The following is a 12,428-nucleotide window of genomic DNA, read 5'->3' as shown; positions in this document are numbered from 1 at the left end:
CATGAGTATTTTAGTTATCGCTGAGCACGACAATAAAGCACTAAACGGTGCAACTTTAAACGTTGTTGCTGCAGCTCAAAAAATCGGTGGTGATATCACTGTATTGGTTGCGGGTTCTGGCGCTCAGGCCGTTGCGGATCAGGCGGCTCAAGTTGCAGGCGTAAGCAAGGTATTGCTTGCTGACAACGCGGCTTATGCACACCAGTTGGCTGAAAACGTAGCGAAAGTTGTTGCCGAGTTAGGCAAAGGTTATTCCCATATCCTGGCTGCATCTACCTCAAATGGTAAAAACGTACTGCCACGTGCGGCTGCACTTCTTGATGTCAGCATGATCACGGATATCATTGCTGTTGAAAGTCCAACCACTTTCAAACGTCCAATCTATGCCGGTAACGCCATTGCAACGGTTGAATCTTCGGAATCTGTTGTGGTTGCCACTGTTCGTGGTACTGCATTTGATCCTGTTGCGACCACAGGCGGTTCTGCAGCAGTTGAAGCGGTTGCTGACGTTCAGGATGCGGGCATCTCTACGTTTATTTCTGAAGAGATTGTTAAATCTGAACGTCCAGAACTCACCGCTGCGCGTATTGTGGTGTCGGGTGGTCGTGGTGTGGGTTCAGGTGAAAACTATCACAAGATCCTTGATCCACTGGCGGACAAGTTGGGTGCTGCTCAAGGGGCATCACGTGCTGCAGTGGATGCAGGTTTTGTACCTAACGACATGCAAGTCGGTCAAACCGGTAAAATCGTTGCACCTGACCTATACATCGCGGTTGGTATTTCGGGTGCGATCCAGCATTTGGCAGGGATGAAAGATTCTAAAGTGATCGTTGCGATCAACAAAGATGAAGAAGCGCCAATCAACGCAGTAGCAGATTACTGGTTAGTCGGTGACTTGAACGCTGTAATTCCTGAATTGGTTTCAAACATATAAGCTAAGTAACTGTATTAAATAATTAAATGGAATAAATACTTTTTCATAAAAGCATTTATTCCGTGCTACGAAATAAATAACCGGTAAAGGAATTTACCGTAAAAATCAACAAAGGGAGTGGACCATGATCCGTGATCCAGAAATGCTGGAACAGCTTTTAGACACCATCCGAAATTTTGTCAAAAATGAACTGGTGCCGTTAGAACACGAGGTGGAAGAAAGCAACGCCATTCCTGAACATATCGTCAGCCAGATGAAAGAGCTGGGTCTGTTTGGCCTGACCATTCCCGAGGAATATGGCGGTCTCGGCATCACCATGGAAGAAGAAATTCTGGTGGCGCTGGAACTGGGCCAGACCTCGGCCGCTTTCCGTTCCCTGATTGGCACCAATAACGGCATTGGCTCCAGCGGGATCCTGATCGATGGCACAGACGCGCAAAAGCAGAAATATCTGCCGCGTTATGCCAGCGGGGAATATATCGGATCCTTCTGTTTAACCGAACCGGATTCAGGTTCAGATGCGGCCGCGTTAAAAACCAGTGCCACCAAAGACGGTGACTATTATATTTTAAACGGCACCAAGCGCTTTATTACCAATGCCCCGCGTGCAACCACCTTTACCGTGATGGCGCGTACCAATCCCGAAATTAAAGGCGCGGGCGGCATTTCTGCATTTTTGGTCGAAGCCGGTACCCCGGGGCTGTCTTTGGGCAAGATTGACAAAAAAATGGGCCAGCATGGCTCGTATACCTGTGACGTGATTTTTGATCACTGCCGCGTGCATCAGGATCAGCTGATTGGCGGGCAGGAAGGCATTGGCTTTAAAACTGCGATGCGCGTACTGGATAAAGGCCGTTTGCATATTGCCGGCTACAGTGTTGGCATGGCAGAACGCATGCTGGAAGATGCGCTGCATTATGCGGTAGAACGGAAACAGTTTGGTCAGCCGATTGCCAACTTCCAGCTGATCCAGGGCATGCTGGCCGATTCCAAGGCTGAAATCTACGCGGCAAAATGTATGGTGCTGGATGCGGCCCGACTGCGCGATGCCGGCCAGAATGTGACTGTCGAAGCCTCGTGCGCGAAAATGTTTGCCACGGAAATGTGTGGCCGTGTTGCCGATCGCTGTTTACAAATTCATGGCGGTGCGGGTTATATCAGTGAATATTCAATCGAGCGTTTTTACCGCGATGTACGTCTGTTCCGTTTATATGAAGGAACCACTCAAATTCAGCAGATTATTATTGCCCGTGAAATGATTAAACAAGCTACCGCTTAAATAGAACAACTATATTTTTGGACTAGACCACATGACTTCAAAAACCAGATTCAACTGGCAAGACCCGTTTTTAATCGAGCAGCAGCTGACCGAAGAAGAGCGCATGATTCGTGATTCTGCCCAGGCCTATTGCCAGGGTAAATTGTTGCCGCGTGTGCTGGAACAGTTCCGCCATGAAACCACCGATGCCTCCATCTTTCGCGAGATGGGTGAGCTGGGCCTGCTAGGTCCCACCATTCCGGAACAGTATGGCGGTGCAGGGCTGAACTATGTCAGTTATGGCCTGGTGGCACGTGAAATTGAATATGTCGATTCGGGTTACCGTTCCATGGCCAGTGTACAAAGCTCGCTGGTGATGGTGCCAATTAATGAATTTGGTTCGGAAGAACAGAAACAGAAGTATCTGCCGAAACTGGCCACCGGTGAATACATCGGCTGCTTCGGCTTGACCGAACCGGATCATGGTTCTGACCCGGGCAGCATGATTAGCCGGGCCAAAAAGGTCGAGGGCGGTTACCGTTTAAGTGGCGCAAAAATGTGGATCACCAACAGTCCGATTGCCGATGTGTTTGTGGTCTGGGCCAAAGAGGTTTCAAAAGAAGGTAATGTCGGCGAGATCCGTGGCTTTATTCTGGAAAAAGGCTGGGAAGGGCTGTCTGCACCGGCGATTCACGGCAAGGTCGGCTTACGTGCCTCGATTACTGGTGAAATCGTGATGGATAACGTGTTTGTACCTGAAGAAAATGCCTTCCCGGAAATTCGCGGCCTGCGTGGTCCGTTTACCTGCCTGAACAGTGCCCGTTATGGCATTGCCTGGGGTGCGATGGGCGCAGCAGAATTCTGCTGGCATACTGCCCATCAATACACCATGGACCGTAAACAGTTTGGCCGCCCACTGGCGGCCAACCAGCTGATCCAGAAGAAACTGGCCGATATGCAGACTGAAATCGCCTTGGGTTTACAGGTTGCACTGCGTTTCGGCCGGATGAAAGATGAAGGCATTGCATCGGTTGAAGGCACATCACTGATCAAACGCAACAACTGTGGCAAGGCACTGGATATTGCCCGACTGGCGCGGGACATGCTCGGTGGGAATGGCATCAGTGACGAGTTCGGGGTAGCGCGTCATCTGGTCAATCTGGAAGTAGTCAATACCTATGAAGGCACCCATGACGTGCATGCCCTGATTCTGGGTCGTGCACAAACCGGCATTGCTGCATTCGGTAATTAATTCGCTCAAAATAGACCATGTTTGGATTGGTATTCTTCATGGGCTTAAAGTTTCTAGCAGCCACCTAGGCTGGTTTAGCTATGCTAACCCAGCTTTTCTTTGAAGTTGGGATATTTTGTTTTTCAAGATTGATATATTGTTTTTTGACTATTCGATTAAATAGGATTTTCTGTGATTTTTTAAAGTATTCCCTATGTTCTAAGTTTAGATTTTTTGATTATAAATGCTGAATATTTTGTAAAATTTTTTTGATCAGAGAATTTTTAGGGTCAGTGTTGCTCATGACTGCAAAAGTTATAAACATGTATAAATAAACCCATACCGACTTTTTCTAGTGAGTTTCATATAAAAACTATCCGAATATCTATCTAACCAGTTGTATAAGAGCTTTCCTTGATAGGATGGTTTTTATACAGGTATAAATTTGTATATAAAAAGCCGATTAAATTAAATCGGCTTTTTCTGTTTTAAATAAAAATGCACAGTAAGAACAAGTTTGACTCATGCCATTTTAAGGCATAAAATGGCATTTAGTGGTGTGTACGGAGCATATTATGACTATACTTGTAAAAAAACGAGTTCAATACACGGTTGATCAGGCAATTATGGAATCAGCAGAATATATTATGGCGAAAGTTGGCTTGACCCCTGCCACCGTACTTAGCATGGTTTATGCAGAAATTGCACGTACTGGCAAAATACCAGTCACTACTCAGGTGGGTGACGAAGATTTTAATACAGCAAGATTAATTGCCGTCAGCCATAATATTCCAAGCGTAAAAGTATCTAACGATGCTGATGCTGCTGCTTTTTTAGAAGATGATGGCGGTTACTAATGGTCCAACAACTATATTGGGCTTATGTTGGCTTTACAGATATTACCGATGGCAAGACCAGACCTATTTTGTATATTCGCCAAACGGATACCGACTATGTCATATTCCGTTTAAGCAGTCAGTATGAAAATAAGTCTGCTTTTATCAAGAGTAAATATGTGGAAATTAAAAACTGGCAACAGGCAGGCTTAAAAAAGCTATCCTGGATTGATACAGTACAAACATATCAGTTACCTATCCATAAAACCCAACTAACGTACATTGGACAACTTTCTGCTGATGATCTGGAACGCTTAATCAAACATCTTGAAGTTAAGTAATAAACTGAATTTGTATAATTTCAACTAGAATTAATCGACACAGACAATAAAGAAATCCTCCTATTGCTGGGAGGATTTTTTGTTTCTATATGCTTTTAGTCACTAAAAATAACTATTAGGGGTTTATTGTATAATTTGGCTTAAGTTTATTTATAGCTAAAATTTCATTACCTTAATGATCTGATGATGCATTCTCAAGTTGAATGTTTTTTAGCCCGTCATTAACTTTATTTAAAAGATGAATCAAAGTCACCACATCATCAAAAGAAATTTTGTTTAAAGCCTGACCATAAAAATTAAAAAAATTATCCTGTAATTTATCCCAGGCTTGAAAACCGTCACTGGTCATGGCGACATTTTTTGCACGTCTGTCATGTTCATCAATAATACGCTGTACCAAGCCATCACGTTCCAGTCGCTTTAAAACAGCATCCAGATTTTGACGACTAACCCCCAGATACTCAGTCAAGTCTGAAAAGGACATGCCTGAGGTCACGTGCGGCCGGGACAGTGCACCCAGCACTGCCCAATGCACAGGAGAAATACCGAGTTCATTCGAGCACTTTCGGTCTAGCGTATTACCCACCTGAAACAATCTAAAAAAAAGTCTATTGTGGGCAGCATATAAAGATTGATCATAATTTTTCTGTAAAGCATCACTCATTCTAAAGACCACCCAAATCAAAGCGTTTAAATAAAAAAGAGTATACCTTATAGGTATCTTGCATAAATAAAATTCCTGATGCTGAGAAGCATTATAGGATTAGTAGATCATTCGTCTTTAAAAGCGTGCTGTCATACAACCTTCTTTTTCCTGTGATACCTGTGTCACTAGAGTGAAATCTAAAAGTAAATCATGCTATATGTCAATGTATTTAATTGATAATGCAATTAAATTACTAATAATAATGAATAAAATAAATATCCAAACTTAATTTATGTAAACATATTGACATAAAACCATTCTGATTCTATTGTATTTAAAACAGACGCTAAATTAAAAAATAGCCAGGCAAATTTGATAAAAATACAGCAGGAAGAGACATATGAAAGGATTGAAGAATAAGGTTGTAGTCGTGACCGGTGGTGCAGGTGGAATTGGTTCAGCAACCTGCCGACGTTTGGCTGAAGAAGGTGCCAAAGTGGCGATCTTTGATATGAATCTTGAAGCGGCAGAAAAATTGGCCAGTGAAATTAACAACCAGCATGGTCAAGCTTTGGCGATTCAGTGTGATATCACCCAAAGCGATGTCGTGGAACAGGCAGTTCAGCAGATAGAAGCAGAACTTGGACCAATTGATGGGTTGGTCAATAACGCAGGCTGGGATATTTTCAAACCCTTTGTCAAAAGCAATCCACAAGAATGGGACAAACTGATTCAGATCAATCTGGTCGGTATGCTGAACATGCACTTTGCAGTACTCAAGGGTATGGTGGAACGCAACTCTGGAAGCATTGTCAATATTGCTTCTGATGCCGCACGTGTCGGTTCTTCGGGTGAGGCTGTGTATGCTGCATGTAAAGGTGGACTGCTTTCATTTTCTAAAACGCTGGCCCGTGAACATTCTCGCAACAACATCAAAATCAATGTGATTTGTCCAGGACCGACCGATACCGCTTTGCTTGCAGGTGTCACTGAAGGTGCGTCTAATCCCGAAAAACTCCGTGAAGCTTTTGTTCGTGCAATTCCGCTCGGCCGTCTGGGTCAACCCGAAGATTTGGCGTCTTCGATCGCCTTCTTCTTAAGTGATGATGCCAGTTTTATTACCGGACAAGTACTCAGTGTTTCTGGCGGTTTAACCATGAATGGCTAAGCAAAACGCGTAACTCGTGATTAAGAATAAAAGTCAGATAAGCAATACAGGAAGCAATAAAATGAATTTTGAAGATATTTTATACGAAGTAAAAAATGGCGTTGCTTGGATTACGATTAACCGCCCTGAAAAAATGAATGCTTTCCGGGGTCAAACCTGCGATGAAATTATCCGCGCACTTAATAAGGCGGGTTATGACCGTGACGTGGGGGCAATTGTTCTCACAGGGGCGGGTGAAAAAGCATTCTGTACGGGTGGAGATCAATCCGCACACAATGGCAATTATGACGGTCGTGGCACCATTGGCTTGCCGATGGAAGAAATGCATACCGCAATTCGTGATGTACCTAAACCGGTGATTGCGCGGGTACAAGGTTATGCGATTGGGGGCGGTAATGTATTGGCCACCATTTGCGATTTAACCATTTGTTCCGAGAAAGCGATTTTTGGTCAGGTTGGTCCGAAAATGGGATCAGTAGATCCAGGCTATGGTACAGCTTTCCTTGCTCGAGTCGTGGGTGAGAAAAAAGCGCGTGAAATTTGGTATATGTGCCGTCGTTACAGCGGTCAAGAAGCAGTGGAGATCGGGCTGGCGAATAAATGTGTGCCTGCAGAGCAATTGGATGCCGAAGTCCAGGCATGGGCAGAAGAAATCTGTCAACGTAGTCCGACCGCGATTGCGATTGCCAAACGTAGCTTCAATATGGATACCGCACATCAGGCGGGGATTGCCGGGATGGGCATGTACGCACTGAAATTGTATTACGACACAGAAGAGTCACGTGAAGGCGTTAATGCACTGAAGGAAAAACGCCAACCTGAATTTCGTAAGTTCTATAAATAAGGAAAAAAAAGCATGACTAAAAATCCTTATATTACGGAAGACTTAGAGTTTTTAGCAGAAACTGCTGAAAAGTTTGCACAAAAATTTATTGCACCGGGTTTTTTAGAACGCGATCAAAGTCGAATTTTTGATCGTGAGCTGGTCAAAAAAATGGGTGAAATGGGTTTTATTGCGCCAGAATTGCCTGAACAGTACGGCGGTCAAGGCATGGGGCGTCTGGCTGCAGGCATTATCCATGAGGCAGTGGCCAAGGCAGATTTAAGTTTTTCCTATATTAATCTGCTCGCTTCGCTAAATGGCCAGATTCTGGCTGAACATGGACAACCTGAAGTGGTAGAGCCTTGGCTGAAAAAACTCACCGCAGGTGAAGCGATTTTTTCAATTGCCCTGACTGAACCGCGTGGTGGTTCAGATGCTGCTAACCTGCGTTTAAGAATCGAACGTGATGGCGATGATTATGTGATTAATGGTGAAAAAACCTCGATTTCTGCTGCAGATCAAGCTGATGCATCGGTGGTGTTTGGCCGTACTGGCGCCAATGAAGATGGCGCGCATGGCGTGACAGCCTTACTGGTTCCGATGGATTTGCCGGGAATTAGTACCACGCGTTTTGATTGTCATGGCCAGCGTGCCATTGGTCGCGGTTCAATCTTCTTTGATAATGTGCGTGTACCAGTCAATCATCGTTTAGGTGATGAAAACAAAGGTTTTGTCCAAGTCATGCAAGGTTTTGACTTTTCACGTGCCTTGATTGGTTTACAGGTGTTGGCCGTTGCCCGCGTCAGCCTGGATGAAGCGTGGGAATATGCTTCTCAACGTGAAGCGTTTGGCCAGCCCCTCACGGCTTTCCAAGGGGTATCGCATCCATTGGCCGAGTATGAAACTCAGGTAGAAGCGGCACGTTTACTCTGCTTGCAAACCTTGTGGCTAAAAGATCATGACTTACCGCACACTTCAGAAGCCGGGATGTGTAAGTGGTGGGGACCGAAACTGGCTTATGACGTGATTCATCAATGTTTGCTCACATTTGGTCATGCCGGTTATGACCGTGGTGTGATGGAACAACGTATGCGTGATGTACTGGGCTTCCAGATTGGGGATGGTACAGCACAAATCATGAAAACCATTATTGCGCGTAAAAAAGCAGGACGCAAAGCGGTACCGGCCTAAGATGAACGCATCGTAATCATTATTTCAGATTGTTCAAATAGCGATTTGAGCAATCTGGAGAATTTGGATCTGCAATTTGATGGCTGACATCTATTGTGTGATTTAACAAAGAGAACAATTGGATAATTATAAAATTGGAGTTATGGAATGGATTTCGATGCGGTTCTTTTACCCCCACGTCGGGAAGAAATGTTGCAACAAGGCTATTGGTTAAATAAAACCATTCTTCAGTCACTGAATGAAGCGGTACAGCAATATCCTGACAAAGTGGCATTGGTCAGTTATAAAACTGAAGATCAATCTGAAAAAAGCTTTACCTATCGGGAAATGCTGCATACTGCCAATAAGATTTCCTTGGGACTGAAGCGTTTAGGTGTTCAAAAGCAAGATATTGTCTCTTGCCAGTTACCCAACTGGTGGGAGTTCACTTTATTGTATATCGCTTGTCGTCGTATAGGCGCAATCCTTAATCCGCTGATGCCAATTTTCAGAGAGCGCGAACTTTCATTTATGTTGAAACATACTGAAAGTAAAGTGTTCATTGTACCTAAAGTCTTTCGTAAGTTTGATCATGAAAAACTGGCCTATCAATTACAGAGAAATACTGAAACCCTAGAGCACGTCGTAGTAGTAGGCGGAGAGGGCGAGAATAGTTTCGAAAAATTATTATTAAATCACGGTCTGGATAATGACCCGCAAATCTTAAATACCCTAAATGATGTCACGATTACGGCTGACGATATTGCTCAGCTGGTATTTACCTCAGGTACTACAGGTGAACCCAAAGGTGTAATGCATTCAGCCAATACCTTATTTTCCAATATTGTACCGTATGCCAAGCGTTTACATTTAAGCAAAGACGATGTGATTTTTATGGGTTCGCCAATGGCGCATCAAACAGGCTTTATGTACGGCTTAATTATGCCGGTCTTGTTAAAAGCCAAAGCGGTGTTACAGGATGTTTGGGATGTAAATACTGCCATTGATTTGATTCATAAGCATCAAGTTACCTTTACCATGGCCTCTACTCCATTTTTAAATGATTTATCTGAAGTGGTATTGGATACCCACCAATCGTTAGATAGCTTGAAGTTATTCTTATGTGCGGGTGCACCAATTCCAAGCACGCTGGTTCAAAAAGCACGTCAAAATTTGGGTGTTAAAGTCATTTCAGCTTGGGGCATGACTGAGTGTGGCGCTGTAACGACCACTCGCCCTGAAGATGATGATGAGCGTTCATTTAATACCGATGGACTACCACTTCCTGGTGTTGAAGTTAAAATTGTGGATGATCACGGTGAGATATTACCACCGCATCAATCGGGTACGCTGATGATTCGTAGTTGTTCGAATTTTGGTGGATATATGAAACGGCCGCATTTAAATGAAACCAGTGAAGACGGTTGGTTTGATACCGGTGATATTGCCTATCAGGACGAGCAGGGCTATATCCGTATTGCGGGTCGTAAAAAGGATGTCATTATTCGGGGCGGTGAAAATATTCCAGTTGCCGAAGTGGAATCATTAATTTATTTACATCCCGATATTGCTACAGTCGCTTTAGTCCCTTATCCAGACGACAGAATGGGTGAAAAAGCCTGTGCAATTGTGAAGCTAAAAGAAGGGGCTGAACAAATTGTATTAAAAGATCTAGTCGATTTCTTGAAAATGCATAATCTGGCCAATCAATATTTACCAGAGCGTTTGGAAGTATGGGAAGACATCCCCATGACGCCTTCAGGCAAGATTCAAAAATTTAAACTCCGTGACTTGTTGCAGCAAAGTGCAAAAGTATAAAAAGCGTTTGATTCAAGAATAAATAAAAAACTTATCCTTGATAAATATCTCTACTGATATTTATCAAGGAAGTACTGCATCTTCAAAAATAGATTTTCAATAAGGAAAATTTGATAAATCTAGAATAAAAATGGAATTTAAGAATGAAAAAATATTTAGGTAATATGGCTCAACCTGCGCTTGGTCTAGCAATTTTAATGATTACGACTTCAAACCATGCGGCAATGACACTGGAACAACAGGTGGCCCATTTGCAAAAGCAAGTTCAGGAATTGCAGACTTTAATGCAGCAGCAAAAACAGGCCAGTGAAAAAATTTCTGCCGAGCTGCCAATATTGCAAGAAAAATCAGCTCTAAAAACTGATCTCAAGCAGATGGTGACAAAAGGCGGGGCTGAATTTGAATTGTATGGGAACGTTCGTGCGGATGCGAGTTATCAGGCCAAAGGACCAAGCACCATGTATAACTATATTAGCGCTGTTCCCTTGGAAGGCAGTGTCAATGAAGGCAATAATTCGGATAAATTTCAAAGTACTTTGAATGCAACGCGATTCGGTTTCAATTTTAAAACCCCTAAAATAGGTGAGCACAGCGTTGGGGGTAAAGTGGAAATGGATTTTTTTGGAGGAGCTGGACGGGATTCCTTCCGTATCCGTCATGCCTATTTAACTTATGATCAGTGGCTCATTGGTCAAACCTGGTCAAACTTCAACGCAATTGAATATTTCCCTGAAACGGTCGATGCCTCGCTTTCTGTGGGTGGTTCTTTAACCCGTGTTCCACAAGTGAAATTCAGCTATCCGGTAGATAAAAATATGAATCTTGCCTTTAGCTTAGAGGATTCTAAAGCTGAAACGGTAACCACTACAGGTACCCAAGGGTTTACCACGGATGCTCGGGCGAAACTGAAACTTCCTTCTGCGGTCGGCCGGCTGAACTATAAGTTTGATAATGGTTCTGCACTTTCAGGGCGTCTGTTTTTAACGCAAAAAGCCACAAATCATGAAGGGAATGATGATTTCTTGGCATGGGGCGCAGCATTGGGCGGCAAATATCAAGTGGCAGAAAATACGCTACTTCGATTTGATTATAATCACATTAAAGGCGACACCAAGAATGTACTTTGGTCTAATTATGCCTATGTTTTTGATGTTAATGGCGAGATGAAACCCAATGAATTTGATGTGGTCACTTTGGGTTTAACACAGAAAATCACCCCTAAAATCCGTTCTACTTTAGGCTTTGGTTATATGCGAGCAAATACGGATAATCATTTTGCCGATTTAGTGCGTAATGATTTAACTCAAAATAAAGAGTTAAAAGAAGGTTGGATTAATATGTTCTATAACCCGGTTAAACCTATTAATTTGGGTGTTGAATATATGTATGGTGAACGAAAAACTTTTGACGATCAAAAGGGCATAGATAACCGTGTGAATTTCACAGCAATTTATGATTTTTAAAAAAGATTTAATTTAGTATGGATTTTATATTTTTATAAAATTAAGTCTATTTAGATGATCGGGTTACAAAGTAAGGGGGGAAGCTGTTTTGGTCGTATTCGGAACGCGGATAGGTCTTCTAATTAGCTACCCTTTTTATCTAAATCAGATAGGATCTATTGGACTAAGATAACTCTAATTTAAAAAAAAAATTATCAGAGAAAATTATATGAATTCAGTGAAAAATCAAAAACAAAAAAAATCAAATTCTATGTAAAAATACAGCTTGGAAAAATTATAATGCTGATAATCCAACTGCTGATATATGTCAATATGCTAATGATGTACATCAAACTATTTACTGTCCAGAAAATCCAAAAAAACTATTCTTAAGGTCAACATATCATATTTTATAAGTAAAATAGAAACCCCTTAAGTTATTGAATTTTAATTTAAGAAAGAAAGATATGAAGTTATTGTTAGGTGTATCGGATTTAACATAATCTATATTATACGAAATCAGTCTTTATAAAAAATCATAAGAATAAAGGAGAATAGACAAAAGCAAAGTGCAGCTAACCAAATAAAAAAATAATCTTCACTCATTGATCTCTCCAGTGATATATTTTGCCAGTCAAAAAAAGTTAGCTTAACGAAGAATCAATAACTTAAAGAAAAATAAGTTTGACCAGGCTAACTTCCCAGGTGATACATAATGCCTATTATACGAAATCTCAGCCTATTCATGATCATCAAAATGT

The 12,428-nt window shown here is 42.4% G+C and carries 11 protein-coding genes; 10 read left to right on the top strand and 1 reads right to left on the bottom strand.

Going from position 1 to position 12,428, the window contains the following annotated elements:
- Position 1 precedes the first annotated feature (1 nt).
- The 5 genes from E0H89_RS16060 (at position 2) to E0H89_RS16040 (ending at position 4,600) form a co-directional block, all read left to right on the top strand.
- Complete coding sequence (locus E0H89_RS16060; RefSeq protein WP_131218494.1) at positions 2–934, top strand: FAD-binding protein; 933 nt, start codon at positions 2–4, stop codon at positions 932–934.
- 124 nt (positions 935–1,058) lie between these two features.
- Positions 1,059–2,213: an acyl-CoA dehydrogenase family protein gene (locus E0H89_RS16055; RefSeq protein WP_131218492.1), complete on the top strand. Its 1,155-nt coding sequence runs from the start codon at positions 1,059–1,061 to the stop codon at positions 2,211–2,213.
- Positions 2,214–2,244: 31 nt separating this feature from the next.
- On the top strand, positions 2,245–3,444 hold the full coding sequence (locus E0H89_RS16050; RefSeq protein ID WP_131218490.1) for an acyl-CoA dehydrogenase: 1,200 nt from the start codon (positions 2,245–2,247) through the stop codon (positions 3,442–3,444).
- 554 nt (positions 3,445–3,998) lie between these two features.
- The gene (locus E0H89_RS16045; RefSeq protein ID WP_131218488.1) at positions 3,999–4,280 is read left to right on the top strand and encodes a type II toxin-antitoxin system RelB/DinJ family antitoxin; all 282 of its coding nucleotides are present in this window, start codon (positions 3,999–4,001) and stop codon (positions 4,278–4,280) included.
- Positions 4,280–4,600: a hypothetical protein gene (locus tag E0H89_RS16040; RefSeq protein WP_131218486.1), complete on the top strand. Its 321-nt coding sequence runs from the start codon at positions 4,280–4,282 to the stop codon at positions 4,598–4,600. Before E0H89_RS16045 ends, E0H89_RS16040 begins: the two co-directional genes overlap by 1 nt.
- A gap of 172 nt (positions 4,601–4,772) precedes the next feature.
- Here E0H89_RS16040 and E0H89_RS16035 read toward each other — a convergent pair whose 3' ends face one another.
- A complete protein-coding gene (locus tag E0H89_RS16035; protein ID WP_131218484.1) occupies positions 4,773–5,264 on the bottom strand; it encodes a MarR family winged helix-turn-helix transcriptional regulator in 492 nt (163 codons plus the stop codon).
- A gap of 382 nt (positions 5,265–5,646) precedes the next feature.
- On the opposite strand from E0H89_RS16035, the gene E0H89_RS16030 reads away from it, so the two are divergent.
- From E0H89_RS16030 to E0H89_RS16010, 5 genes are all read left to right on the top strand, one after another.
- A complete protein-coding gene (locus tag E0H89_RS16030) occupies positions 5,647–6,414 on the top strand; it encodes a glucose 1-dehydrogenase (RefSeq protein ID WP_131218482.1) in 768 nt (255 codons plus the stop codon).
- A 61-nt stretch (positions 6,415–6,475) separates the two neighbouring features.
- Positions 6,476–7,258, top strand: coding sequence for a 2-ketocyclohexanecarboxyl-CoA hydrolase (gene badI / locus E0H89_RS16025; RefSeq protein ID WP_131218480.1), 783 nt, complete (start codon positions 6,476–6,478; stop codon positions 7,256–7,258).
- Positions 7,259–7,270: 12 nt separating this feature from the next.
- Positions 7,271–8,428: a cyclohexanecarboxyl-CoA dehydrogenase gene (gene aliB / locus E0H89_RS16020; RefSeq protein ID WP_131218478.1), complete on the top strand. Its 1,158-nt coding sequence runs from the start codon at positions 7,271–7,273 to the stop codon at positions 8,426–8,428.
- A 147-nt stretch (positions 8,429–8,575) separates the two neighbouring features.
- Positions 8,576–10,225, top strand: a complete 1,650-nt coding sequence (gene aliA, locus E0H89_RS16015) for a cyclohexanecarboxylate-CoA ligase (RefSeq protein WP_131218476.1) — start codon at positions 8,576–8,578, stop codon at positions 10,223–10,225.
- Positions 10,226–10,368: 143 nt separating this feature from the next.
- On the top strand, positions 10,369–11,688 hold the full coding sequence (locus E0H89_RS16010; RefSeq protein WP_131218474.1) for a DcaP family trimeric outer membrane transporter: 1,320 nt from the start codon (positions 10,369–10,371) through the stop codon (positions 11,686–11,688).
- The last annotated feature ends 740 nt before the right edge of the window (positions 11,689–12,428 follow it).

The organism is Acinetobacter sp. ANC 3781 (genome assembly GCF_004331285.1).
In the GTDB taxonomy this organism is placed as follows: Bacteria; Pseudomonadota; Gammaproteobacteria; order Pseudomonadales; family Moraxellaceae; genus Acinetobacter.
This window is presented reverse-complemented; position numbering and strand designations above follow the sequence as displayed.